Origin of the sequence: Bartonella fuyuanensis (assembly GCF_014197255.1) — a bacterium.
Lineage (GTDB): Bacteria > Pseudomonadota > Alphaproteobacteria > Rhizobiales > Rhizobiaceae > Bartonella > Bartonella fuyuanensis.
Window position 1 is genome coordinate 333,600 of sequence record NZ_JACIFE010000001.1, and the last position, 26,916, is coordinate 360,515.

Annotated in this window: 24 protein-coding genes and 1 pseudogene; 17 read left to right on the forward strand and 8 right to left on the reverse strand. The window is 37.5% G+C overall.

Annotated elements, in window-relative coordinates:
* Nucleotides 1-29: 29 nt before the first annotated feature.
* Complete coding sequence (locus GGR08_RS01225) at nt 30-2,330, forward strand: NADP-dependent malic enzyme (protein ID WP_183193595.1); 2,301 nt, start codon at nt 30-32, stop codon at nt 2,328-2,330.
* Between the two features lie 61 nt (nt 2,331-2,391).
* On the opposite strand, the gene secB is transcribed toward GGR08_RS01225, so the two are convergent.
* Together secB and GGR08_RS01235 are read right to left on the reverse strand one after the other, a co-directional pair.
* Nucleotides 2,392-2,868 carry a protein-export chaperone SecB gene (gene secB, locus GGR08_RS01230; RefSeq protein WP_183193596.1) on the reverse strand — a complete coding sequence of 159 codons (477 nt, stop codon included), beginning with the start codon at nt 2,866-2,868 and terminating at the stop codon, nt 2,392-2,394.
* A gap of 134 nt (nt 2,869-3,002) precedes the next feature.
* Nucleotides 3,003-3,497, reverse strand: coding sequence for an FxsA family protein (locus GGR08_RS01235; RefSeq protein WP_183193597.1), 495 nt, complete (start codon nt 3,495-3,497; stop codon nt 3,003-3,005).
* Nucleotides 3,498-3,667: 170 nt separating this feature from the next.
* On the opposite strand from GGR08_RS01235, the gene GGR08_RS01240 reads away from it, so the two are divergent.
* A complete protein-coding gene (locus GGR08_RS01240) occupies nt 3,668-4,360 on the forward strand; it encodes a Tim44/TimA family putative adaptor protein (RefSeq protein WP_183193598.1) in 693 nt (230 codons plus the stop codon).
* Between the two features lie 44 nt (nt 4,361-4,404).
* On the forward strand, nt 4,405-4,995 hold the full coding sequence (locus tag GGR08_RS01245) for a Smr/MutS family protein (RefSeq protein WP_183193599.1): 591 nt from the start codon (nt 4,405-4,407) through the stop codon (nt 4,993-4,995).
* Nucleotides 4,996-5,940: 945 nt separating this feature from the next.
* Here the strand turns inward: GGR08_RS01245 and GGR08_RS01250 are convergent.
* Nucleotides 5,941-6,474 carry a GcrA family cell cycle regulator gene (locus GGR08_RS01250; protein ID WP_183193600.1) on the reverse strand — a complete coding sequence of 178 codons (534 nt, stop codon included), beginning with the start codon at nt 6,472-6,474 and terminating at the stop codon, nt 5,941-5,943.
* 483 nt (nt 6,475-6,957) lie between these two features.
* Here GGR08_RS01250 and GGR08_RS01255 point away from each other — a divergent pair, with 483 nt between their 5' ends.
* From GGR08_RS01255 to GGR08_RS01265, 4 genes and pseudogenes are all read left to right on the forward strand, one after another.
* On the forward strand, nt 6,958-8,172 hold the full coding sequence (locus GGR08_RS01255) for an aspartate aminotransferase family protein (RefSeq protein ID WP_183193645.1): 1,215 nt from the start codon (nt 6,958-6,960) through the stop codon (nt 8,170-8,172).
* Between the two features lie 38 nt (nt 8,173-8,210).
* Nucleotides 8,211-8,560 (forward strand): annotated as a pseudogene (locus GGR08_RS08090) (Rossmann-fold NAD(P)-binding domain-containing protein).
* Between the two features lie 359 nt (nt 8,561-8,919).
* Nucleotides 8,920-9,105: an ornithine carbamoyltransferase gene (locus GGR08_RS08095; RefSeq protein WP_246350067.1), complete on the forward strand. Its 186-nt coding sequence runs from the start codon at nt 8,920-8,922 to the stop codon at nt 9,103-9,105.
* 35 nt (nt 9,106-9,140) lie between these two features.
* Entirely contained in the window at nt 9,141-10,112 is a 972-nt protein-coding gene (locus GGR08_RS01265) for an Hsp33 family molecular chaperone (protein WP_183193601.1), read from the forward strand.
* Between the two features lie 474 nt (nt 10,113-10,586).
* On the opposite strand, the gene GGR08_RS01270 is transcribed toward GGR08_RS01265, so the two are convergent.
* From GGR08_RS01270 to ccmA, 5 genes are read right to left on the reverse strand one after another with little or no spacing between them, the layout of a single operon-like run.
* On the reverse strand, nt 10,587-11,180 hold the full coding sequence (locus GGR08_RS01270) for a DsbE family thiol:disulfide interchange protein (protein ID WP_183193602.1): 594 nt from the start codon (nt 11,178-11,180) through the stop codon (nt 10,587-10,589).
* Nucleotides 11,155-11,406, reverse strand: coding sequence for a hypothetical protein (locus tag GGR08_RS08100; protein ID WP_246350068.1), 252 nt, complete (start codon nt 11,404-11,406; stop codon nt 11,155-11,157). The genes GGR08_RS01270 and GGR08_RS08100 overlap by 26 nt, the downstream gene beginning before the upstream one ends.
* On the reverse strand, nt 11,394-12,182 hold the full coding sequence (locus GGR08_RS01275; RefSeq protein WP_183193603.1) for a heme ABC transporter permease: 789 nt from the start codon (nt 12,180-12,182) through the stop codon (nt 11,394-11,396). Before GGR08_RS01275 ends, GGR08_RS08100 begins: the two co-directional genes overlap by 13 nt.
* A gap of 46 nt (nt 12,183-12,228) precedes the next feature.
* Nucleotides 12,229-12,894 (reverse strand): heme exporter protein CcmB, encoded by a 666-nt coding sequence (gene ccmB / locus GGR08_RS01280; protein WP_183193604.1) that lies wholly within the window; start codon nt 12,892-12,894, stop codon nt 12,229-12,231.
* Nucleotides 12,895-12,905: 11 nt separating this feature from the next.
* A complete protein-coding gene (gene ccmA, locus GGR08_RS01285; protein ID WP_183193605.1) occupies nt 12,906-13,517 on the reverse strand; it encodes a heme ABC exporter ATP-binding protein CcmA in 612 nt (203 codons plus the stop codon).
* Between the two features lie 296 nt (nt 13,518-13,813).
* Between ccmA and acnA the strand changes: the two genes are divergently transcribed.
* From acnA to cyoD, 10 genes are all read left to right on the forward strand, one after another.
* On the forward strand, nt 13,814-16,501 hold the full coding sequence (acnA, locus tag GGR08_RS01290) for an aconitate hydratase AcnA (RefSeq protein ID WP_183193606.1): 2,688 nt from the start codon (nt 13,814-13,816) through the stop codon (nt 16,499-16,501).
* 225 nt (nt 16,502-16,726) lie between these two features.
* Nucleotides 16,727-16,993 (forward strand): 30S ribosomal protein S20, encoded by a 267-nt coding sequence (gene rpsT, locus GGR08_RS01295; RefSeq protein WP_183193607.1) that lies wholly within the window; start codon nt 16,727-16,729, stop codon nt 16,991-16,993.
* 705 nt (nt 16,994-17,698) lie between these two features.
* A complete protein-coding gene (gene dnaA / locus GGR08_RS01300) occupies nt 17,699-19,270 on the forward strand; it encodes a chromosomal replication initiator protein DnaA (protein WP_183193608.1) in 1,572 nt (523 codons plus the stop codon).
* Nucleotides 19,271-19,440: 170 nt separating this feature from the next.
* On the forward strand, nt 19,441-20,562 hold the full coding sequence (dnaN, locus tag GGR08_RS01305; RefSeq protein ID WP_183193609.1) for a DNA polymerase III subunit beta: 1,122 nt from the start codon (nt 19,441-19,443) through the stop codon (nt 20,560-20,562).
* Between the two features lie 20 nt (nt 20,563-20,582).
* Nucleotides 20,583-21,716 carry a DNA replication/repair protein RecF gene (gene recF, locus GGR08_RS01310; protein WP_183193646.1) on the forward strand — a complete coding sequence of 378 codons (1,134 nt, stop codon included), beginning with the start codon at nt 20,583-20,585 and terminating at the stop codon, nt 21,714-21,716.
* 56 nt (nt 21,717-21,772) lie between these two features.
* Nucleotides 21,773-22,219, forward strand: coding sequence for a type II 3-dehydroquinate dehydratase (aroQ, locus tag GGR08_RS01315; RefSeq protein WP_183193610.1), 447 nt, complete (start codon nt 21,773-21,775; stop codon nt 22,217-22,219).
* A 117-nt stretch (nt 22,220-22,336) separates the two neighbouring features.
* A complete protein-coding gene (gene cyoA / locus GGR08_RS01320) occupies nt 22,337-23,308 on the forward strand; it encodes a ubiquinol oxidase subunit II (protein WP_183193611.1) in 972 nt (323 codons plus the stop codon).
* A 75-nt stretch (nt 23,309-23,383) separates the two neighbouring features.
* On the forward strand, nt 23,384-25,402 hold the full coding sequence (cyoB, locus tag GGR08_RS01325; protein WP_183193612.1) for a cytochrome o ubiquinol oxidase subunit I: 2,019 nt from the start codon (nt 23,384-23,386) through the stop codon (nt 25,400-25,402).
* Nucleotides 25,399-26,085, forward strand: coding sequence for a cytochrome (ubi)quinol oxidase subunit III (locus tag GGR08_RS01330; RefSeq protein WP_183193613.1), 687 nt, complete (start codon nt 25,399-25,401; stop codon nt 26,083-26,085). The genes cyoB and GGR08_RS01330 overlap by 4 nt, the downstream gene beginning before the upstream one ends.
* Entirely contained in the window at nt 26,085-26,873 is a 789-nt protein-coding gene (cyoD, locus tag GGR08_RS01335; protein ID WP_183193614.1) for a cytochrome o ubiquinol oxidase subunit IV, read from the forward strand. The genes GGR08_RS01330 and cyoD overlap by 1 nt, the downstream gene beginning before the upstream one ends.
* Nucleotides 26,874-26,916: the final 43 nt, after the last annotated feature.

Below are 26,916 nucleotides of genomic sequence, written 5' to 3' on the forward strand. Positions count from 1 at the left end.
TACACTGTTTTTGGAGAAAATAAAGTGAGATGAAAAAGAGCGAGCAAGATCAAAAAACACCTCAAGTGATTTATAGTGCGAGCGAACGAGAAGCTCTTGATTTTCATAGTCGTAATCGGCCTGGCAAGCTTGAGATTGTTGCAACAAAGTCTATGGCAACACAGCATGATTTAGCTCTTGCTTATTCACCAGGTGTTGCGGTCCCAGTTAAGGCAATTGCTCAAAATCCAGCACTAGCTTACGATTATACAACAAAAGGCAATCTTGTTGCTGTTATTTCAAACGGTACAGCTATCTTAGGATTGGGCAATTTAGGTGCCCTTGCCTCTAAGCCGGTTATGGAAGGGAAAGCAGTGCTGTTTAAGCGTTTTGCAGATATTGATTCCATTGATTTAGAGATTAATATAGACGATACGGAAAGTTTTATCAATTTGGTACGTCATTTAGAACCCTCTTTTGGAGGAATCAATCTTGAAGACATTAAGGCACCTGAGTGTTTTATGATTGAAAGTCGCCTGCGTGAGGTGATGAATATTCCTGTTTTTCACGATGACCAACATGGTACAGCAATCATTGCGGCTGCTGGCGTTCTCAATGCTTTAGCTTTAACGGGACGCGATATGCAAAATACGCGGTTAGTTTGTAATGGTGCTGGTTCTGCTGGGATTGCTTGTATTGAATTGATTAAAGCGATGGGCTTTCGTTCTGAAAATATCATATTATGTGATACAAAAGGTGTAGTTTATGAAGGTCGTAAAGAGGGAATGAATCAGTGGAAATCAGCACATGCTGTTCAGACGGATAAGCGTACGCTTATGGAAGCAATAGAAGGGGCTGATATATTTTTCGGGGTTTCTGCTAAAGGTGCACTGACCCCTGAAATGGTAAAATCTATGGCGCCGCAGCCAATTATTTTTGCTATGGCCAATCCCGATCCAGAAATTACACCGGAAGAGGTTTTACAAGTGCGTCAGGATGCCATTGTAGCAACAGGTCGTTCCGATTATCCAAATCAAATTAATAATGTTCTCTGTTTTCCTTATATATTTCGTGGTGCACTTGATGTGCGTGCAACGGTTATTAATGAAGATATGAAAATTGCTGCGGCTAGGGCTCTTGCCGATTTAGCGCATGAGGAAGTTCCTGACAGTGTTGCAGAAGCCTATCGAGGAAAGCGATTAAAATTTGGTCCTGATTATATCATTCCTGTTCCTTTTGATCCGCGTTTATTCACGGTTGTTTCAATAGCGGTAGCAAAAGCAGCAATGGAAAGCGGTGTTGCGCAAAAGAACATAGATGATTTAGAGGCCTATGAGCGCGATTTGAGTGCGAGACGTGATCCTATTTCTTCGGTGATGCGAGGGGTTTATCATCATGTTCGTCAAGTACCAAAACAAATTGTCTTTGCAGAAGGTGAAGAAGAGCAAGTCATGCGGGCTGCCGTTTCCTACGTTCATCAAAAATTAGGACAAGCGATTTTGGTTGGTCGTGAAGAGCAAGTAAGAGAGACGGCTGTTATCGCTGGAATTGATCTGGAGCGTGAAGGTATCTCATTAATGAATGCCAAGCTTTCTTGTCGTACAGATGCTTATGCAAATTATCTTTATAAAAAAATGCAGCGTCAAGGCTGGCTGTTGCGTGATTGTCATCGCCGCATCAATAATGATCGAAATTATTTTGCTGCGTGTATGGTGGCACTAGGAGATGCGGATGCAATGGTTACAGGGGTAACACGCAATTATGAAACAGCATTGGTTGATATACGTAGGGCAATTGATGAAAAACCAAAAGAAAGATTGATTGGTATTTCAATGGCTATTTGTCGTGGTCGAACTGTATTTATTGCGGATACTGCTGTTTATGAAAATCCTAATGCTGAAGAGCTTGCGGATATAGCGGAACAAACCGCTTCGTTTGTACGTGGATTTGGACACCATCCAAGGGTTGCATTTTTGGCATTTTCTACGTTTGGTTATATGAAAGGAAGAGTTACGCAACAAATTCAGGATGCGATTAATATTTTGCATGAGCGCAAAGTTGATTTTGAGTTTGATGGAGAAATGAGTGCTGATGTGGCACTTAATTCCAAATTGATGCAGCAATATCCATTTATGGGATTAACAGAGCCAGCTAACATTTTAGTTATGCCTGGATATCACGCATCTTCCATTGCGAGCAAAATGTTACAAGAACTTAGTGAAGCAACCATTATTGGTCCTATTTTAATTGGATTGGAAAAATCTGTCCAAATTGTACCGTTTAGTGGAAACGATACAGATGTTGTCAATATTGCAATGCTTGCAGCTTATCATGCGGCAAAAACTGTCTAAAAAAATCCCCTAATAGATCAATAATATACAAGGGGCTTTTTGATAGAAAAGGAATAAATTTTCAAGATGTTTGTATTTGATTGTCTTTTTGTTCTTCAGAGAGCCTCTTTTGGAAGAGGGCTGCAAAATCAATCGGATCAATCCACAAAGGTGGGAAACCACCATTTTGAGTAGCATCAGATATAATTTGGCGAACAAATGGAAATAAAAGGCGAGGACATTCAATAAAGACTAGAGGCATAACATGTTCTTGTGGAATGTTTTTAAGGTGGAAAACGCCACCATAAATTAACTCTACATGAAATAAGGTTTCAGTGTTATCATTGGCTTTGATGGACAGAGACAAGACGACATCATAATTGTCATCACCAATTGGGTTAGCATTGACATTAATATTGATATCAATTTGTGGTGATTTTTCACGCGCACGCAATGAATGAGGAGCACCTGGGTTCTCAAATGATAAATCTTTTAAATATTGCGTTAATACAGCAAAAATCGGCTCTCCACCACTATTGTTCATTTCACCTTCAGCCATCAACGAACCTCTCTCATTATAATTATGTATATTTATTTTAGATCTTAAAGATCGAATTGGTTATCACGCCTTGCAAAAGGTTGCAAGGAATACACTCTTTCATTTTGCTTATTTTTTTCACTCGTTACAATATTTCATTGGTTGTCATCATTTTTGTGCCATGGGGATTCTGTTGCATCATGAATTTGATAATCTTCAGCGTTAAGATCAATTACTTTTTCAGCGTCATTTTTTCTTTTCATATTAGGTTTCAGGGTGTTTTTTAGTGATAAAAAGAAATGCCAAGCAACAGAGCGAATTGGTTTAATAAGAAGTAATATTCCTAATAGATCACTTACAAAACCGGGTAGAATAAGCAAAATCGCACTAAACATGATGCAAACATCATGAATAATATTGTTTTCTAATGTGCGTCCTTGGATAAGTTCACTTTGTGTGTTTTTTAAAAGGCTAAATCCTTGAATTCGCAATAAAAAAACCCCAACTATGGTTGTGAGAATAATCAAACTCAAAGTTGCCAAAATGCCAATTTCTTGACCAACAAAAATAAAACCAGCAATCTCAATTAAAAGAATACAGAGAAATATAACGATAAAAAAACGAGGATTTATAGAATAAAGTTTTATCACATGAAAATTTCCTTCTGGATGATTAGGGCAGAAATTCTTAAGAGCACTCCTTAATATAAAATTTATAAAAATATTTAAATGATAGGATTCCCTATTTTACATATTTATTGATAAATGATATTGACTGCAATATTTATTACAGACTTAATTTTTGGAGATTGACAGCACCTATGGAATTTGACGTTATACTTGTCATCGCTCTTGTTGTTATGGTTGTTATTTTTGTGCAACTCCGTAGTGTATTAGGGAAGCGAATTGGATTTGAAAAGCCTCCCTTTGATCCTTATTCACGTCGCTCTAAAGAACAAGCTGAGGCAGAAACGACAGATAATATTGTTTCGTTCCCTCATCAGAAAAATTCACAAAAAGGCGATTTTAGTGAAATTAATGAGATTGCACCAGAGGGAAGTATTTTGAATGAAAATTTGCGCGCGCTGTGCAGTATTGATCCTTATTTTTCTCCTCAATTTTTTATAAAAGGTGCGCGAGTTGCTTATGAAATGATTGTAACAGCTTTTGCCAAAGGTGATCGCAATCAACTTGAAAGTTTGCTTTGTCAGAGTGTTTTTGAGAGTTTTTGTGCTGCTATTGAGCAACGAGAAAAAAACAAAGAAAAAATAGAGTTTACTTTTGTTGGAATTAATAAAATCGAGTTTGTCGCAGCGACAATACAAGAAAAAGACGAATTTTTAACGATACGTATTATCAGTGAGATGATTTCTGTTACTTATAATGAACAGGGCGAGCGTATAGATGGTGATCCTGATGTTATTGTAGAAATTAGGGATATTTGGACATTCGTTCGCAATAGCCTATCGCTGGATCCAAACTGGAAGCTTTTTGCTACAGAAGATGAAAATTAAAGTACTTTTTTCCATAAGTACTCAATGATTTATGAGAAATTGAAATGTCCTCAAGTAAATGGAGACAAGAAAGAGATTTATTAACTTCACGAGATCGCCTTTTATGGGACATGGTTTGTCGTACGATAACACCTTTTCATGGTAAGAGAAGTTCTTCTATTCCAGAAGCGTTTCCAAATATTAATGATAAAAAACAGCACATAACTCAAATCCCTCTAGCGTTTCAGAAAAATCAACAGCCCTTGACAATTATTAAAAAGGAGAAGAGAGCAGTTACGCAAGCACATAAGATTCATTTTTTTGATCGTGCTACACATCGTAAAATTTCTCAAGGTCGTTATCCTCTTGAGGCGTGTCTTGATCTTCACGGCTATATGCAGGAAGAAGCCTATTCTTTCTTAAAGAAATTTTTACAATCCTCTCAGCAGAATGGATTGCGTTATGTTCTTGTGATTACAGGAAAAGGCCGATCCATAGGGAGTAATGGGGCTTTGTATAGATTTGTTCCGTATTGGTTATCAACACCAGCTTTTCGATATTATGTTCATGCATTTGAGAAAGCAGCGCGCCAGCATGGCGGTGAAGGTGCGCTTTACATTTGGTTGCGTCGTTTTGTGTCGGGAAAAGGAATGTGATGCTATTATAGTTGTTTTAGATTTAATATTGATTTCAAAAGATCTCGTTTATTCTCTCATAAGAGAGGCATGAGAATATATTAATTTATAATTTCCATCTATTGCATAGGTGTTGCGAATACAATATACTCTTATTTTTAATTTTTTTATTAAAGACTATTCATCTTACACGCTGCGCATTGCATCGTGCTTTTGTTTATAACGTGTTTTTTTGGTTATGCTCTTCGCGTAAAACAGAATGCTTAAAGTAGAATACTCTGATTTTGCATATTCACGTGCTCATTGTAGAGAAATACCCCTTAATACTTTTAAGCTTATTCTGTAGCAGGGCACAAAAATAGTAATCTCCCTGAAGCGTAAAATTCGTTATCTACCTCCATCTTTACGCCTAATAAAAGTGCAAGTAGGGCACCATCACACACTTTTCTAATCTTCAATATTGCTAAACTCTTAGCACCTGAAAGGGGTTATAAAAGGCAAACTTTTCTTTAAGTGTTTTTACTCCAGATGGCTCCTTTCGTTTGTGACGTGTAAGCGAAAGATTTTGATTAATTCAATATAAGAGAGTTCAAAATGAGAAAGATATTTGTGAGTTTTACTTAGGTTGCAAACGATAAATTATTTTTATAAACTACAACATTACCTTATGTAAGCATATGAAGGATAAAAACGTTATAAATTGAGGAACTACATTCTTCAAAAGATATCCTTATAAATAGTTTTAAAAACAGTACAATTGAATTAAAGAGAATCGTGAAAATAAACAAGAACTAGCTTAACATATAGCTGCACCGAGCACTAAAAGATATAATTTCGTTACATATTTTCAGGAGAAAATGCACTCATCCATTATAAACCTCATCAAATTCCTTTCTCATAATAATTCGGTCTTGAAATTTAATAATGAGGCACAGAAAACGCAGAATATGAAATTATATCGCGAGTCTATATTCTTATTCGCCGTTTTTCAGATATTGGTTGAAATGCTAGCTTAGCATGAAAAGCACAGTAGGGACTATTTTCATCAGAATCGGCACCACAAAAATGAAAATCGGCTGATAATGGATCCCCAACTGGCCATCTACATGTATTTTCACTCAATTGTAGCAGATTAAGTTGACGTGATATAGGCACTACTACATTAGATTTTGTGGACATATCAACTTCTTTTATATTTTCTGCTACAAACTCTGTTTTGAAAGTTATCTCTTCAACGCTGTCAGATGATATATTTATTGGTGATACTGTAGATATGTTGCGACGTACACGTGGAGATGATGGGTTGCTTCCTACGGGAGTTTTTTGTGCACGTACGTTTCCTTGTGCTGTCTTGCCACGCCCTGGCAATTTTAATCGATGTACTTTTCCAATGACTGCATTTCTGCTCACTCCACCTAATTGAGCAGCAATTTGACTTGCACTTAACCCTTCACTCCAAAGCTTCTTAAGAAGCTCGACGCGTTCACATGTCCAACCCATATCAGCACTCCATTCCAATTACGCCACTGAGACGCCCCCTTTTGCATCTTCAAATATTTCAATAATGTTCTCAATGCGCTGAATGAAAGAATTTTATACTCTAAGTGAGCATAAGAAAATCATCCAACCTGTGTAATTTATAAATTAAAACACATCATCATACTTACTATAGTGCAAACTACAATATGCACTCACTCCATGACAAGAGTCTTTACCTCTTAAAGTGTTTATTTAGAATGTTTTCCCCAACTTGCAAATCAATTATAGGTTAAACATTCACTTTTATTTAAGGTTTTTCTCAAAAATGCTTCTTTGTAAAACCTTCATTGACTTTTTTTCAATTGGTGTAATGATCTATTCTGTAGGCATAATCATTAATCTAGTGAAATGTTGAAAGTACTTTAACGAAATATATCATGTTGTTTTATTTGTAGCGTTGCTTTGTATATATTATGAAAGGGTTAAAATATAAAGGGTATTATGATGAATGCCATCTCTCTGCAACCACTTTATGAATGTTTTGAACGACGAAATTTGCATTTTAAACAGGGGCATGGTGTATGGCTTATGTCCGACAAAGGGGAAAATTATCTTGATTTTACATCTGGCATTGCTGTTAATGCATTAGGGTATGCCCATCCTAAATTAATTGATACGCTTAAAAGACAAGCTGAAAAGCTTTGGCATGTTTCTAATCTTTTTCAGTCTCCTGAACAAACAGTTCTTGCAACGCGGCTTTGTGCAAATAGTTTTGCGGACAAGGTTTTTTTCTGCAATTCAGGTACTGAAGCATTGGAATGCGCATTCAAAACGGCACGTCATTATTACTATGCTGCGGGTCATTCAGCACGCATTGAAATAATTAGTTTTGAAGGGGCATTTCATGGACGGACGCTTGCAGCACTCGCTGCGACTGGGCATGAAAAATATCTTAAAGGCTTTGGACCTAAAGTTGGTGGATTCATTCAAGTCCCTTTTTGTGATGAAATCGCTTTGCGTAACGCTATTAATAAAAATACTGCCGCTATTCTTATTGAACCCATTCAAGGAGAAGGAGGAATACGTACAGTTTCTCATGAATATTTAAGATTTTTACGTAAAATATGTGATGATAATGGTCTATTGTTGATTTTTGATGAAGTTCAAACAGGTATGGGACGAACAGGAAAGCTTTTTGCTTATGAATGGAGTAATGTCACACCTGATATTCTTACTCTTGCAAAAGGGTTAGGAGGTGGATTTCCATTAGGCGCGTGCCTTGCAACGGATAAAGTTGCAAAAAGTATGACACCTGGGACCCATGGTTCAACCTTTGGAGGAAATCTTCTTGGAATGGCTGTAGGAAATAGTATTCTTGATACCCTATTAGAGCCAAGTTTTTTTAACCATGTGCAGTGTATGGGGGATAGACTGAAAAGAGGCATTTTACATATTCTTAATATCTATCCTGATATTATCTGTGCAGTTCAGGGGATGGGGCTTATGGTGGGCATTCAGTGTGTTGTGCCTGCAAATCTTGTCGTTAATGCTTTGGAAAGTGAATATCTCTTAAGTGTTGCAGCTAACAACAACGTTGTACGCTTATTGCCTCCTCTTATCATCAAGGAAGAAGAGATAGATGAAAGTTTGCATCGTATTGAAAAAGCAATAGCTTATCTTTCGCAAATCAATAAAGAAAAGCAAAAATCACACACTTGACAAAATTTACTCGTCATTTCATAGACTTATCCAATTTAATGCCAGAAGTAACACGTGCAATAATCGATTATCCAAAAATCCTTAAAGCAACTTTTAGAGCAGGGAAAGGTTCAAAAGTTTTTATGGGTAACACATTCGCGATGATTTGTGAAAAATTATCCACACGAACTTGTATTTCATTTAATATCGGTATGCACCAGCTTGGGGAAAAGCAATCAAGCTCACGGATGTAGAGATGCAGCTTGGTCATAGTGAACTCATAGCTGACACGGTATGCATTTTATCCCGTTTTGTGGATATCGTAATATTGTTAACAACAACACATCAATTCATACTGGAGTTGACACAAGATACACAAATTCCTGTCATTAACGTCCTTAATAGATGACACACTTTCTTACAAAATTCTAGCAGATATCTTAATCTATCAGGATATTGAGGGCCAATTACGAACAAAATAGTTGTGTGGATGGGGGGAATAAAGTCCTCCATTCCTCGATTGAATCTACGGCTCCTTTAGAATTTTTATTTGCATCTTGCTACTCCAAAGGGCAGTGAATCATAAGGACAATTTATACATTATTACATATTGGATGTGTGAACGGGGAGCGTACCTTACTCTAATCTATAATCCTTCAAAAGCGGCTCAAGATTTTGATTGTATATATGACCGATTGGTCTCTATGGACAAGGATTTTATGCGCACAGTCATTCTATTTTCAGCTTTATCAAATCAAAGAAACTCTCATGAAATTAGCAAAACTTGATGCTCTTTTTATGCATTATCTTTCTACTGATCGTAGTGAAGAAGTTATCAATACTGTGACTGATAGACCGCATACAGTTATTTTCGATGAAGTTGAAAATTGTCTTCATGCTCAAAAAGCTGTTTTTTCTTGGTATTTACAAGATGCTTTTTTTTCACCACAATAGATTCTCTACAATGAATTATAATAAAAGGTAGAGTCATGAGTGAGCAAGCAAAAGAAGAAGTCTTTCTCAACAACAATTTCTTACATGAGGATGATACTGTTATTCCTTTTCAAGTTGAAAAACTTGATATTCGTGGACGTGTTGTCCAAATTGGAGAAACTTTAAATTGTATTCTCACAAGACATCAATATCCTGAACCAGTTTCTTATCTTCTGGCAGAAGCTTTACTTTTAACTGTTCTGCTTGGCACTTCTTTCAAGTTTACGGGAAAATTTATTTTACAAACCAATTCCGATGGAGCGGTTGATATGGTGGTGTGCGATTTTTCTCCTCCTTCTAGTTTACGGGGATATGCTCGTTTTGATAAAGAACAGCTTAAACAAGCCATAAATAATGATCAAACTTCTTCAGAAACACTTTTAGGAAAAGGCACTTTAGCTTTCACGATTGATCAAGGTCCCCACATGCAACCTTATCAAGGGATAGTTCCATTAGATGGATCAAATTTACAAGAAGCTGCTCGTACTTATTTTGATCAATCAGAACAAATTCCTACCGATATCCGTTTGGCTGTTGCTAGATTAATCAATCATGATCAACAAGAAAAACAACGAAAAAGCTGGCGAGCTGGAGGCATTTTGACTCAACTTTTACCCCAAGCATCATTCCATCATAAAACAGAAGATCTTCGTCAAAAGCGAGAAGAAATGAAAACTCAATTAGATAATCGATGGCAAGAAGCTAAAATACTCATGGCAACGATTGAAAGTTCAGAATTAACAGATCCCCAAGTTGGAAGTAAACAGCTCTTATACCGTCTTTTTCATGAACAAGGTGTGAGAGTTTTTAAATCTTTTTCTCTTGTCGATCAATGTTCTTGTTCACACGAAAAAATTAAAGGAATCTTAGAAGGTTTTCCAATTGATGAACGCGATAAAATGGTTGAAAGTGGACATATTTCAGTTACATGTGAATTTTGCTCAAAAGTGTATCGTTTTACACTTTAGGAATTTTTTGAAGAAAAAACATAATCAAATATTTTTCATAAAAAATGATGATTCTAACAAAAATCCATTTTATTAGCGCTGTAAAAACCTAAACACGAGCTCATATGAAGCTCTAGAATATTTCTTTTCGTAGTGCTTTTCAATATATATATCAATAATCATCCTTTTAAAATCACTATTCATCCGATGTGCTTTTTTAAAAAGGGAATTTTGTAAAACTTTCTAAGAAGAATGGTTCGTCTAAACAAAATGGCATGCATGGCATGATAAAAATTTATGTTCTTACAACTCTGCATTATTATGTTTTTTAACTTAAAATGTTGCTAATTATTTTTATGTGTAGATGATTCATAAAAAGGATTTTTAGCCTTTTCTTAAACATTTTTATAAAGAAATTTAAAAAACTCATAGTATTCGGTGTTCTCACTTAAAATAAAGTCGATAAATTATATTTATAAACCAATATTTAATGTTTTATTTCTCTTCTATTATGATTGCTTGTTCAATTTTTGGTAGAATTTTTTTTTGATAAATTTCCCATGTTAAGGGACCAACATGTTTGGCAATAATGATGCCCTCTTTATTCAAGAGAAAAGTTTCTGGTGGCCCATATACCCCCCAGTCAATGGCTGTATATCCTGAAACATCAAAGCCAATCGATTTAAAAGGATTACCAATATTATTTAAAAAGCGCAGGGCGTTTGCTTTGTTATCTTTATAGTTAATACCAATTAGATCAATACGTTTATCTTGTGCAATTTTCATAAGAATAGGATGTTCTGCGCGACAGGGTAAACACCAAGAACTCCAAAAATTGACCAAGACAACATGTCCTTTAAACTGTTTTGAATTGAGATAACTTTCTTTATCAAGAAGGGGAAGGTGAGTATAGGGGGCAGGCTTTTCAGCTAACGCATTTGGGAGCAGCGAAGGATCTTGAGGGTATTTTTTAGTCATAAAATTGAAAAAAAGTACCATAAGAAGAAGAAAAAGAAAAAATGGTCCAAAAAGAACAAACAAAACAGACAAAGATATATTTTTTTTAAGTTTTGGAGTGGTGTTTTTCATTATATTGTTCTTTTTGTGAAAGCTTTTTTTTGTGTAACTGTTGAAGAATTTTTTTTTGATATAAGGCTTTGCAAAGAATATATCCAATAAGACAAAGGAGGGTTATTGCAGATAGAAGATAGCTTAAAGCAACAATTTGCTCGTGTTTAAGAGTTCCAAGGAAATAATCAATTTTCTGAGACAGGTTTCCTAAAAGTCCGCTGTGAATGACATTTAAGTTGAACATGATGAGGAGTCCTGTTGCTGTGCACGACGAGATTTTTTAATCTGGAGTATTTGGATATAGCGACGATTGATTTCATTTCGCATAGCCATCAAATAAAGTGTAATAAACATAAATATGAAACAAAATAGCATTGTTATAAGGGGCCATAACATAGCATTGTCAATTGTTGGTCCTCCAGCACGTAAAAGTGATGCTGGTTGATGCAATGTATTCCACCAATTAACGGAAAATTTGATAATAGGAATATTAACAAATCCAACAAGTGTGAGAATTGCAGTAGCGCGAGCAGCTTTTGTTTGGTTGTCAAAAGATTGCCCAAGCAGGCTAATGGCAAGATAGATAAAGAGCAGAATTAAAACTGATGTTAATCGTGCATCCCATACCCACCATGTGCCCCATGTAGGGCGCCCCCAAAGGGCTCCTGTCATGAGAGCTAAGGCGGTAAAAATTATCCCAATAGGTGCCCCACATTTGAGTACCATATCAGCAAGATGATATTTCCAAATTAGATTTACTAGTGCTGCTGCACTCATCGTTATATAACAGAATGTAGACAACCACGCAAAAGGCACATGAAGGTACATAATTTTAACAGTAATACCCTGTTGATAGTCATCAGGGGAATGCATTACAAGAATAAGCCCTAAGATCAGGAAACACAACGTTATGCTGGATAACCAAGGCAAAAGTATTTTGCTTATTTTCATGAAGCGAGTAAAACTTATAGGGAGTGACATCATTTTATATGTGTTATATGTGCGAGTTATTTTATTCATGCAATTGATAATAAACATAGTTTTGTTATGCGGCAATCATCTTTTATTATTCTAATAAAAGCTTGAGCGTTCTAGCAGCAACAAAAGGGCTGAAAAGGCTCAAAAAAAGTGAAAAAGCGCTAAGAAGAGCTAAGGAGGTAAGAAAAGAGGCATTTGGATTTGTTGGGGCTGTAGCAGCTGAAACGCCGAAAATCATAATTGGAATGATCCATGGTAAGATAATGATGAAGATAAGTAGAGTACTGTGCAACAATGAGGTTGCGAGTGCCGCTCCTATAGCCCCAATAAAAATAATGGCTGGTGTTCCACATAAAAGAGTAAGTATTGTTGTAAGAGTTATTTTTACATCTAAATGAAGCATGAGGGCTAAAATAGGTGTCACAAAAATGAGAGGGAGCATTGTTCCTACCCAATGAGCAAGGCATTTGATAAAGACAATCAGGGTAAAACTTTGTCTTTGTTCTGAAAGAATAAATTGATCGAGATTACCATCATCGCGATCGATTTGGAAAAGTTTGTTCAGATTGAGGAGACCTGCGAGAAGGGCTCCAAGCCACAAGATACCGGGCCCTATTTGTGCAAGAATTTTTGGATCTGGGCCAATGGCAAAGGGGATTATGACAACAACAGCGGTGAAAAACAATAACCCTGTTAGTGAAGAAGTTTGTGGTGCTAATAATAATTTAAGATCACGCCAAAACAGTGCTTTCATTTTATTCTTTCCTAGAGAGGTAAAAATTTTTCTAGAACGATTTTATGGTTTTCTGAAATACCTAAGGAATTATGAGTTGCGGCAATAATCATACCACCTTGATTGAGATGACGTTGGAAAATACGAGCAAGAAGTTTCTGAGCATGGTTATCAAGACCAGATATTGGTTCATCTAAAATCCAAATAGGTCGGTAGGAGAGCAAAAGGCGGGCAATAGCTATACGTCTTTGTTGTCCAGTTGACAGAATGTTAAAGGGTAAGTATTCAAGATCAGAAAGACCAATTTCAGCAAGGACTTCATGCACAAAGCGTAAATGTTGACCATAAAACTCTGCCCAAAATTGCAAATTTTCAATGACAGATAAGAGAGGTTTCATAGCATTTTGAGGACCAAGATAATGACATGCAGTTGCAACCGGGTATGTTTGTCCATGGCTTTTAAGTATTATATGTCCTTCAGCAGCTTCAAGAAGACCAGCGATGATTCGTAATAATGTAGATTTTCCGATACCATTTGGTCCAATGATTGTCATAAGTTGCTGTGGAAATAAACGAAAGGAAAGACCTTTGAACAGAATTTCCTCATTTCTATAAGCTGCTAAATTTTTGCCTAATAATACCATGTGAGTGCTTATTTTGCTTTAATTTTCATATTCTTTATTGCATTGTAAAATAAAAAACACGTTTTTTATGCAATTGTCCCTAGAATAGTTCTAGAAATAGTTCTATAAAAGATACCTTACATCAGTATTTGGTGTAAAAGATTTTTGGCGCTAATTTCTGTATTTGCCTATGATGAAGGTGGAGGGGGAAATGGATAGCGGAGGTACTGCGTCTGCGCTCAAACTGCGACCTTGACTCGTAGTTTGGGTTGTTCATTCCTAGAAATTGGGTGGTTTTAGTATGAGAGTGGACAGTCATGACTCAAATTGATAGTTTCAATTGTCGCAGAATGTTAAATGTTGGTGGCAAAAGATATACTTATTATAGCTTAATCGAAGCGGAAAAGAATGGACTTGAAGGTATTTCCCATTTGCCGTTTTCGATGAAAGTTATTCTGGAGAATTTATTGCGATTTGAAGATGGTCGCACGGTTAAAAAGGAAGATATCCTTAATGTTGCTAAGTGGTTAAGCGACAAAGGAAGTGCGCGAGCAGAAATTGCTTACCGTCCTGCGCGTGTTCTTATGCAGGATTTTACAGGTGTTCCCGCAGTTGTTGATCTTTCTGCAATGCGTGATGCTATGGTCAAACTTGGCGGTAACGCTGAAAAAATCAATCCTCTCATCCCTGTTGATCTCATCATTGATCATTCGGTTATTGTTGATGATTTTGGTAATCCCATGGCTTTTAAAGAAAATGTTGAGCATGAATATGAACGCAATGGTGAACGCTATCGTTTCCTTAAATGGGGACAGCAAGCTTTTCAAAATTTTCGCGTTGTTCCTCCGGGTACAGGGATTTGTCATCAAGTTAATCTAGAATATTTAGCGCAGTGTGTGTGGATGAAGACTGAAGAGGGGGGGGAGACGGTTTATCCTGACACCTGTGTGGGAACTGATTCGCATACGACGATGGTGAATGGTTTAGGTGTTTTAGGTTGGGGTGTTGGTGGTATTGAAGCAGAAGCAGCAATGTTAGGCCAACCTGTTTCTATGTTGTTACCTGAAGTGATTGGTTTTCGTCTAACAGGTAAACTTAAAGAAGGTGTAACAGCTACTGACCTTGTGTTGACGGTGACCCAAGTGTTACGCCAGAAGGGTGTTGTTGGTAAATTTGTTGAGTTTTTTGGTCCTGGTTTGGAGCATATGACGCTTGCTGATCGCGCAACAATTGGGAATATGGCACCTGAATATGGAGCAACTTGTGGTTTTTTTCCTATTGATAAGGAAACAGTGCGTTATCTCAATATGACAGGGCGTGATAAAAATCGGATTGCCTTAGTGGAGGCTTACTCCAAAGCACAAGGGATGTGGCATGAGGAAATGGTGGCTAATCCCATTTTTAGTGATACAATTGAATTAGATATGGGAACAGTTGTACCTTCTATGGCTGGGCCTAAACGTCCTGAAGGGCGAATTGCATTGGAGAATGTTGGGCAGGGTTTTGAGAAGGCATTAGTTGAAGACTATAAAAAGACTTCTGGACAAGATGAACGCTATCAGGTTGAAAGTGAAGAATATACACTTGGTCATGGTGATGTGGTGATCGCTGCGATTACTTCTTGTACAAATACATCGAATCCAAGTGTTCTTATTGCAGCAGGTCTTTTGGCACGAAATGCCGTAGCAAAAGGCCTCAAGAGTAAACCATGGGTAAAAACTTCTCTTGCACCTGGTTCACAGGTTGTTGAAGCTTATCTTCAAAATTCGGGTTTGCAAAAAGATTTAGATGCGTTGGGATTTAACTTAGTAGGGTTTGGATGTACAACATGTATTGGGAATTCTGGTCCTTTGCATCCATCTATTTCTAAAACGATTAATGACAATGGTGTAATTGCAGCTGCAGTTCTTTCAGGAAATCGTAATTTTGAAGGGCGTGTTTCCCCTGATGTGCAAGCGAATTACTTAGCTTCACCACCGTTAGTTGTTGCACATGCACTTGCTGGGACGGTATGTAAAGATTTAACCAAAGAACCTCTTGGTGAAGGTTCAAATGGCCAACCGATTTACTTGAGAGATATTTGGCCAACCTCTCAAGAAATACAGGAATTTATCGAAGAAAATGTTACGCGTAAGGTCTTTGCTGAAAAGTATGCGGATGTCTTTAAGGGAGATGAAAATTGGCAAAAAGTGCAGATCCCTACAGGTTCTACCTATTCTTGGGATGAGCAATCCACATATGTACGTAATCCACCTTATTTCGATAATATGCAGAAAGTTCCTGATATTCTAACAGATATTAAGGATGCACGGATTTTAGGTTTATTCGGTGATAAAATTACGACGGATCATATTTCTCCTGCTGGTTCTATTAAGGCAGCTTCTCCTGCTGGAAAATATTTAATGGATCATGATGTTAAAGTGGCTGATTTTAATCAATATGGAACGCGCCGTGGGAATCATGAAGTTATGGTTCGTGGGACCTTTGCTAATATTCGCATTCGTAATTTCATATTAGGAGAAAATGGTCAAGAAGGGGGTTACACGGTTCATTATCCGTCAAAGGAAGAACAAACCATTTACGATGCAGCAATGGCGTATAAACAAGAAGGTGTACCGCTCGTTGTTTTTGCTGGTATTGAATATGGCAATGGATCATCACGCGATTGGGCTGCCAAAGGTACCAATCTTCTTGGTATAAGAGCGGTGATTGTCCAATCTTTTGAAAGGATTCACCGCTCTAATCTTGTTGGTATGGGCATTATCCCCTTTGTCTTTGAAGAGGGTGTAAGCTGGAAATCTTTGGGCTTAAAGGGAGATGAAAAGGTGACAATTGAAGGGATTCATAATTTGAAGCCTCGTCAAAAAACAGTAGCGACAATTACCTTTTCAGATGGTAGGGTAAAAATTGTTCCATTATTATGTCGTGTTGATACTGAAGATGAGCTAGATTATTTGCATCATGGTGGAATTTTGCAATATGTTTTACGTAAGCTAGCTGTTTAAATGCCTTTTTTGTTAAGAAGTGCTTTTAAATTATTGAGCTATAAAAGAGTTTGGCTTCATTTTTTATGTCTATCTTTGAAAATTTAATTGACGTTGGCGTTGAGATTGCGCTATAGAACAAGCGGCTTTATAGTTTTGCTTTGGTTGGGTTTATTTTTATTAATAGAGTTATTACGTTGCTGTTTGGACTCATTTTACAAAGGTATTGAAAGAGAGATTATATTTATGGCGAATACACCTTCTGCTCGAAAAGCGGTCCGCAAGGTTGCGGCACGCACGCAGGTTAATAGAGCCCGTCGTTCACGTGTTCGTACTTTTATGCGTAAGTTTGATGATGCTTTAGCTAGCGGTGATAAGGTGTGTGCGGAATTTGCATTTAAGAATTTTGAGCCTGAAATTATGCGTGCAGTTTCTAAAGGGGTTTTTCATAAGAATGCTGCTGCAAGGAAAGTGTCGCGTTTAGCTAAACGTTTGAAGGCTTTTAGCGTTTAAGCTCCCTCTTTTTGTTGTGAATTAAGCCAGTGTCCATAAGGATACTGGTTTTTTTATTTATTGCTTCAAAGGGTTTATATTAAAAATTTAAGAATCGATAATGATTCTGTTCTTGAAAAAAGAGAGAAAGTTTATAGAGGGATTAAGGTTATCCACAAGCTTTGTGGATTTTTACAGAGTCTTTTTTGTCAAGCAATTTATTTTTTTTTTTAATCTGAAGAGATTTTTTTAATTATTGGTAAATTTAGAGAAAAAAAATTAATTGAATCAATATTTTTTTTCATTTCTCATTGATCTAAGCATTTTTAAAGGGTTTATGATTTTATTTTGACCTCTTGCATTTTACCTCTGCTGTTTTGTATGGTTCCTACGAAGATTAAAAAGCATGAAGGGGTTACATCAGCACGTTATCCTGTATTTTGTTGAATACAAGATGCTTTCACTTGAGTTTTTCGAAGCTTCTGTAGTGGAGAGGTTTTCTGATGGTTTTTTTAGTTTTCTTAATTTGGTATGTTTACCATTTAGGAAGGATGGGGCATATCATGAGTGCAAGATAAATTTTCTTGGTCATCTTTATTAGCGGGGTTATGGTGAGGCTATCTTAGGGGAAGGTAGGTGATCTTATTGGGGTAGGGCGTTTTTGCCTTCGCTAGATTTGTTTTAGTTGTTTGGCAGGACAAAATTTTATTTTTATCAGGATGAAAGATGGTGGATAAATTGAACTCTAAAGCTAGTTCCTTTAAAAGGGTTTCGGTGAGTATTCTGCCGGCAGAAAACATAATAAAGAATAGCATAACAGAGGGTGATGGGGCAGTTTTTAGAAATACTTCGATAGGACATTCTCTCGTTTCAGAGGAGAAAAGTACGGCGGCTTTTGTACGTGTTATGGCGCAATTAAAGGCGCAGGTTGGTGTTGAGGCTTATACCAGTTGGTTTGGTCGTGTAAAGCTTGCTGAATATAGTCATAGTCTTGTAAAGCTTTCTGTTCCTACAGCTTTTTTGCGTTCATGGATTAATAATCATTATGGCTCTCTTTTGACTCATTTATGGAAACAAGAGAATTCAGCGATTCTTCGTGTTGAAGTCATCGTTCGCGGTATGGAACGCGTTTCAAGAGATGTCGTTTGTAAAACAATTGCATCTTCTGATGTGCTAGAGGAGCAGGAAGCTTCATCTTTTGTTGAGAGTTGTACCGAGCATTCAGCCAAGAGTTCTCAGTCTGGAGTTTTTGGATCTCCACTTGATTCCCGCTATACTTTTGAAAGCTTTGTTGAAGGGGCTTCTAATCGTGTTGCTTTAGCAGCTGCGCGTTCCATTGCTGAGGGGCATAAAAGTGCTTTGCGTTTTAACCCTCTTTTTATTCACGCGTCTGTTGGTTTGGGAAAAACACATTTGCTTCAAGCAATTGCAGCTTCTGCATTGAAACGTTTAACACCTGCACGCGTTATTTATTTAACCGCTGAATATTTTATGTGGCGTTTTGCAACAGCTATTCGTGATAATGATGCTCTTTCTTTTAAAGAGCAGCTTCGCGATATAGATCTTTTGATTATTGATGATATGCAGTTTTTGCAGGGTAAGTCGATCCAACATGAGTTTTGCCATTTGCTTAATATGTTACTTGATAGTGCAAAACAAGTTGTTGTCGCTGCAGATCGTCCACCAGCGGAATTAGAGTCGCTTGATCTTCGTGTTCGGTCTCGTCTTCAAGGAGGGGTTGCACTTGAAATTGAGGCACCGGATTATGAAATGCGTTTGCAAATGTTGCGCCAGCGGTTGAAGGTGGCAAAACAAGATGATGGCATGATATCAATTTCTGATGATATCTTGGAATATATTGCGAAAACGGTTTTAGGGTCGGGGCGTGATATTGAAGGAGCATTTAATCAGCTTCTGTTTCGTCAGTCTTTTGAGTCTGATTTGTCTTTAGAACGGATTGATGAGTTATTAGGTCACTTGACGCGCCCTGGTGAATCTAAGCGAATTCGGATTGAAGAAATTCAACGTACAGTTGCACGCCATTATAATGTTTCTAAACAGGACTTGTTGTCTAATCGTCGAACACGTACGGTTGTGAAGCCACGGCAAGTTGCGATGTATTTAGCAAAAGTATTAACTCCCCGTTCATTGCCAGAAATTGGACGCCGTTTTGGTGGACGTGATCATACAACAGTTTTGCACGCTGTGCGTAAAATTGAGGATTTGGTTTGTGGAGATCAGACATTGGCCAAAGAACTTGAATTGCTTAAGCGGTTGATTGGAGAGCAGGCTGTTTAGAGTTTATCATTTTTTCGTTAAAAAAAACTTTAAAGGTTTTTTTAATTGCGCAGTAGTGACTTGCCATTTTAAGAGAGGTTTAATAAACTCTAGCAAGAGATTCTTTTAAAAGGGTCTATCATTTTAATTTAGGGAATTTTTGTAGTTTTGGTAAAACATACGGGGCTTTTATGCGTATTACAGTTGATCGCAGTCAATTTCTCAAGTCTCTTGGTCGTGTTCACCGTGTGGTAGAGCGCCGTAATACTGTTCCTATTTTATCAAATGTGCTGATTGATGCAGAGAATAATCGTGTGCAGTTAAAAGCAACAGATCTCGATTTAGAGGTTACAGAATCTTTTACAGTAGGTATTGAACAAGCTGGAGCAATAACTGTTCCAGCACATTTGCTCTATGATATTATTCGAAAACTTCCTGATAACAATGAAGTTGAATTATCTGTTGATGAGAATCAGGCAAGTACAATGTCTGTTGTTTCGGGTTGTGCACATTTTCAGCTTCAATGTCTTCCGAAGGCAGATTTTCCAGAGTCACTTCCTGGACAGTTCGGCTATCGTTTCTCTCTATCGGCATCAGGGTTAAAACATTTACTTGATTGTACGCAGTTTGCTATTTCTACTGAAGAAACTCGTTATTATCTTAATGGTATTTACTTTCATGTTATTAATGAAGATGTTTTGAAACTGCGTTTGGTTGCAACTGATGGTCATCGTTTGGCACAAGTCGAGATGGAAGCTCCTTCAGGAGTTGAGGGAATGCCTGGTGTTATTGTTCCCCGTAAAACTGTAGGAGAGTTGCAAAAACTCCTTTCAGAGGAAAATAATGGCGATGTAGATATAGAGCTTTCAGAAACAAAAATCCGTTTTTCTGTAGGTTCAGTGATTTTTACCTCAAAGTTAATTGATGGAACATTTCCCGATTATCAACGTGTTATCCCTCTTGGAAATAATAAAGAATTGATTGTTAATAGGCAGGGTTTTTCTTCTGCAGTTGATCGTGTCTCAACAATTTCAAGCGATCGGGGGCGTGCAGTTAAGTTAACGATTGGGCATGGACAATTAAGGCTTGTTGTTAATAGCCCTGATTCGGGCAGTGCGGAAGATAAATTATCAGTAACTTATACATCTGAACCGCTTGAGATAGGGTTTAATTCACGTTATCTTTTAGATATTGCTGGGCAGCTTTCAAGCGATGAGATGGTTTTTATGTTGGCTGAGTCTGGAGCACCAGCTCTAATTCGTGATAATAATGATGCGGATGTGCTTTATGTGCTGATGCCTATCCGTGTTTAGGGGCAATTGTTTTGCAATGCATAGCGAGTCGTGTGCACAAAGTGGCAGTAAGGCAGCTGAAGCTTTTACGTTATCGCAACTATTCTTTTTTAAATATTCATTTTTCTGGTCAGCATGTGGTTTTTACTGGCCATAACGGTGCAGGTAAGACAAATCTTTTAGAGGCATTATCTTTTCTTTCTCCTGGTCGTGGTTTGCGACGTGCTGCTTATTCTGATGTTAGCTTTGTAGATGGTGGAGGTGAAGGATTTGTTGTATTTGCACGTCTTGAATGTGCTCTGTATGGTGAAGTAAAAATTGGTACAGCTTTAGAGGTTAGCGATAATAATAGAAAGATCCATATTAATGGTGTAAATGAGTCAGGTGATTGCTTAACAGATTACTGTCATATTAGTATCTTAACACCATCTATGGATGGTCTTTTTACAGGGCCTTCGCTTGAGCGCCGTCGTTTTTTGGATCGTATGGTTTTGGCGATTGATCCTCTGCATAGTCGCCGCATAGCAGATTATGATAGAGCTATGCGTGCACGTAATCGTTTGTTTTTGGATGGAAATGAAGATTGTGGTTGGTTTGATGCTTTAGAAAAGCAGATGGCAGAACTAGCAACGGCTATTTCTGCGGCGCGTATTGATGTTATTCGGCTTTTAAATGACATGTTTATCCAAATGGCATCTCAGATACCTTTTCCGCGAGCTTTTTTGCAAATTGAGGGTTTTTTAGAAACAGCTCTTAGTGAAATATCAGCAACTGAAGTTGAAGAGCAATTTTATGATCGGCTGCAGCGTAATCGTGCAATGGATCGTGCTGCTGGGCGGACATTAGAAGGACCACATCGAGCAGATTTGCAGGTTTTTTATGCTGATAAAAATGTAGCAGCAATATCTTGTTCAACAGGTGAACAAAAAGCGCTGCTTATGGGTTTGGTTTTGTGTCATGCACGTTTAACAGGTATAATGTCGGAAAGAGCTCCCATTCTTCTTCTTGATGAAATAGCTGCTCATCTTGATTCGTATCGACGTGCTGCTTTATTTGATATTCTTGATGATTTAGCTGTACAAACGTTTATGACAGGAACAGATCGTATTTTATTTGATGACTTAAAAGGGCGTGCGGAATTTTTTGAAATTAAAAATGGAGCTTTATTGTCGTAAAAAACATGCTAAATATTTTTTTGATTAAGTGATGAGTCTAAAGGAAAAGACTTGCTATGTCTGTGATGATAACGATTTTAAATGGTCCTAATTTAAATTTTCTTGGTCAGCGTGAACCAGAAATTTATGGGATTAAAAGTCTAGAAGATGTTGAAAAGTTTTGTAAAGAGTGGGCAAAAAAAAACGGTGTTCTAATAAATTTTTATCAAAGTAACTATGAGGGGCAATTAGTAGAATGGATACAAGAAGCAATAGGGGTAAATTCTGGATTGATCATCAATCCAGCTGCTTACAGTCATACATCGATTGCAATTCTTGATGCACTAAAAATGTTTCCAGGGCCAAAGGTAGAAGTTCATTTATCTCATATTTATCAGCGTGAAACTTTTCGCCATCATTCTTATACATCTGCAGGTGTAGATGCTATCATAGCTGGATGTGGAAGTGATGGATATTGGTTTGCGCTTGAATATATTGCAAAACAATTAAATTGGCATAGGTAAAGAGCAAGCGTTAGGTCTATAGGCATTCAATTCACTTGATAATTATTTTCAAATCTGTACAATGTAAGGTATTATATTTATGGCAGTTTTTAGTGCGTATGACGGGGGTAAATAAAGATGGAAAGCCTTGTTAGACAATTAAAAATACTTGTGGTTTTAGGGGGAGCATTACTTATATCTGGTTGTAAAATTGATGTTATGCAGCCATCGGGTTATGTTGCCCGTCAACAGCTCGTTTTGATTGTTGTTTGTGTGCTTGTTATGCTTTGCGTTGTCATTCCAGTAATGGTGAGTGTTGTATTTTTAGCTATAAAATATCGTGCATCGAATATAAGAGCGGACTATTCTCCTGATTGGGCGCATTCAAATAAAATTGAAGCATTGATGTGGGGTATTCCAGTTGTAATTGTAATGGTTTTAGGTTCATTAACAGCTTATTATACCTATAAGCTTGAGCCTGCAAATCCTCTTCCAGTGGAGGTTGTGGGTGAAAGAAAACCATTGCAGATTGATGCTGTAGCTCTTGATTGGAAGTGGCTTTTTATTTATCCTGAATATGGCGTTGCGTCGGTTAATGAGATTTATGCACCTAAAGGACGTCAAGTTTTATTGCAATTGACGTCAGAGAATTCTGTCAATGCCTTTTGGGTTCCCAAATTGGGTACGGTTCTTTATGCTATGCCGCAGATGAATGCTAAGTTGCATTTGGTTGCTGAAGAGCAAGGAGTATTCGAGGGAACCTCCGCGAATTATAGTGGTGATGGTTTTTCGGGTATGCGGTTTAAGTGGCATTCTGTGTCTTTGCAGGATTTTGAGGATTGGATTGTAAAAGCTCAGGCTAGTGGTCGGGTACTTGATCGTACATCTTATCGTCAACTTTCTATTGCGCCTCGTATGGGCGATATTGCTGCGAAGGAAAAAGATGCTGAAGTTCGTTATTTTGCACCTGTTGAGAAGCGGCTTTACTATCGTGTTGTTAATCGATGTATCGATGAAAATACGGTATGTAATGAGGATTTAATGAAACGTGCTGCTGCTCAGACGCTATGGGGTGCATTGTGTTCAGTATTTGGTCCTGATGTTTTTTAAAAGGGTCAATAGAGAAAGAGCCCTTTTAACATAAGGTTTTTTAAAACTTGAATTTCATTTGAAATGGGTTAAGAAATGTTTGGAAGACTTACAGATCCTACAGCAGGTGCTTTTCATGCGCTTGCACATGAGCCAATCGTTTTGTATACATGTATTGCGATTATTTTTATTGGTTTAATCGCTGTTGTTGCTTTAACAGCACTTGGGTGGTGGGGGATTTTATGGAGAAATTGGGTTACAACTGTTGATCATAAACGCATAGGCATTATGTACATAATTCTTGGAATTATTATGCTTGTTCGCGGTTTTGCGGATGCTATTATGATGCGAACGCATCAAGCTTTAGCTTTGGGAAGTGAAAAATCAGGTTATTTGACCCCTGAGCATTTTGATCAAATTTTTTCAGCGCATGGCACTATTATGATTTTTTTCATGGCTACGCCTATTTTATTTGGTCTGTTTAATTATCTTATACCACTTCAAATTGGTGCACGTGACGTTGCTTTTCCCTTTGCAAATAATCTAGGTTTTTGGATTACGGCTGCAGGGGCGATCTTGATTAATATATCACTAGGTGTTGGCAATTTTGGCCGTGGTGGTTGGTTAATGTATCCGCCTTTTACGGAGTTACAAACGAGCCCAGATACTGGGGTGGACTATTATTTATGGTCGCTTCAGCTTTCTGGTATTGCGACAACAATGGGGGCTGTTAATTTTGTTGCGACTTTGATTAAAATGCGTGCTCCTGGAATGACAATGATGAGAATGCCTATTTTTTGTTGGAGCGCTTTTGTCAGTAATGTCCTTATTTTAGTTATTTATCCTGTCTTAACTGTAGCTTTTGCGCTTTTGGCATGCGATCGTTATTTGGGTATGAATTTCTTTTCTAATGTTGGTGGTGGGAATCCAATGGTATGGATTAACTATGTCTGGGTTTTTGGTCATCCTGAGGTTTATGTTTTGGTTGTCCCTGCTTTTGGCATTGTGTCTGAAGTTGTCTCGACTTTTTCTTCAAAACGTCTCTTTGGTTATACTTCAATGATATGGGCCATGTTGGTTATTTTGATTCTTTCCCTTCTTGTTTGGGGACATCATTTCTTTACAATGGGTGGGGGTGAAGCTGTAAATACCTTCTTTAGTATTGCGACGATGATTATTGCAATTCCAACGGGTGTAAAAGTATTTAATTGGTTGCTCACAATGTATAAGGGGAGGATCCGTTTTGAGCCTCCAATGCTTTGGTGTATGGGAATGATCTTTACTTTTGTAGGTGGTGGATTAACAGGTGTTTTATTATCCATTGTCCCTGCTGATTGGCAATTTCATAATTCTCTTTTTTTGGTAGCGCATTTTCACCATACAATTATTGGAGGTGTGGTTTTTGCTTATTTAGCAGGGCTTGCTTTTTGGTTTCCAAAAGTTTTTGGTTATAAACCAAATCGTATCCTAGGTATTGCATCTTTCTGGTGTTGGTTTATTGGGTTTTATCTTGCTTTTTTCCCTATTTATACACTTGGTTTAATGGGGGCAACGCGTCGTCTTCAGCATTACATGGAGCCTAGTTGGCAGCCGATGTTTATTGTTGCTGCTCTAGGTGCTTTTATTATCTTACTTGGTATCCTTTGTTTTGTGTTACAGGTTATTTTGGCAATTTGGTACGGCATTAAGCATAAAGGGCACTTACCAGTAACGTTAAATGATTCTTGGGGTGATGCACGAACACTTGAGTGGTATACTTCTTCACCGCCTCCTTCCTATAATTTCGCTCTACTTCCAAAGATACAGTCTGATGATGCTTATTGGAATATGAAGAAAAGTGGTTATCAACGTCCTACCAGTGGATTTACAAAAATTCACATGCCATCAAATACATCAGCTGGAATTGTTGCCGGGTTCTTCTCATTAGTTGTTGGTTTTGCGCTTGTTTGGCATATTTGGTGGCTTGTTGTGGTTGGACTGCTTGGTTTTATTGCAACACTTGTGTGTCATTCGTTAACCGGTGATCATCATGGTTATTATATTCCAGCTGAAGAAGTACAAAAAACTGAGGATGCCTTTACAGCTGTTCTTAAAGAACAAGGAGTGACAGTATGAGTGCAATGGCAATGAATAATGCAAATGCTGTAGATAAACATCATGCTGTGGATGAATATCACCATGATAATAGCTCGATAATGACGTTTGGTTTCTGGGTCTATATTCTTTCGGATTTGATCCTGTTTTCGACACTTTTTTCGAGTTTTGCTGTTTTTTCTGCTTCTTATGGTGGCGGTAAAGCGGGCAATGAATTTATTGATTTAAAATTTGTTTTGGTTGAGACTGCTTTTTTATTGTTTTCATCCGTCACTTATGGCTTTACAATGGTACAAGCGCATAAAAATAACATCAATGGTGTGCGGTTATGGATGGCTATTACCTTTGTATTTGGGTGTTGCTTCATTGGTATGGAACTTTATGAATTCCATGAACTTTTGAATGAAGTATTTTATCATGATTCAAATGCTTATGCTGGTATTGATACTGCAACGGGTTTACAGCTTTTTGGGCGAGAGATACTTTCTGCTTATTGGTCAGCATTTTTTGCGTTAGTTGGCACCCATGGTATTCACGTAAGTGTTGGTCTTCTTTGGATGGTTGTGATGTTTTTTCATCTTCGTCGGAATGGTTTGGATCAGGATAATAAAACGCGTTTAGCATGCCTTTCCATTTTTTGGCATTTACTTGATATTGTATGGATTGGTGTTTTCACTATGGTTTATCTATTAGGAGCGTTGTGATGAGCATGCGAAATGAAACACATGGTCCCAGTATTGGTTCCTATTTAATCGGTTTTATTCTAGCTGTATTTTTTACCTTGGGTTCTTTTGTTCCTGTGATGTATGGAATGATGGAAAGTTGGGCAATTAGTACAAAGGTTGCATATCTTATTGGGATGGCGATTATTCAGATTATAGTACAAATTGTTTTCTTTTTACATTTGGGTTCTGATCCAGATGCCAAATGGAATTTCAGTGCTTTATGGTTTGCTGCTATTTGCATTTTTATTATTATTGGCGGGACTTGGTGGGCTATTTCTCATTTGAATTATAATATGATGGGTGGCTCAGGACGTGTTATTGAACCGGAAATATCAAGTCAGGATGATTCTTCAGTATCTGAACAGTTCTCCAACAAAAATATATCCGTAAGAAAACAATCAGAAAAGATATTGGGTTCAGAGCTTCTTATGGAGCAAGTTCCAAGTATACAAACTCCTGTAGATCAAGTACCTAGTTCAAAAATGCCCATGGAGCAAGTCCCAAATATGCATCGCCCCGTAGATCAAGTACCTGGTTCAGAGATGCTCATGGAGCAAGCTCCAAATATACACTCCCCTGTAGATCAAGTGCCTGGTTCAGAGATACTCATGGAACAAGTTCCAAATATGCATCGCCCCGTAGATCAAGTACCTGGTTCAGAGATGTTCATGGAGCAAGCTCCAAATATGCATCGCCCCGTAGATCAAGTACCTGGTTCAGAGATGCTCATGGAACAAGCTCCAAATATGCATTCTCCTATAGAATAATTGTGAGAAATATCTGTGGAGTTGATGCGGATTTATCAGCTCC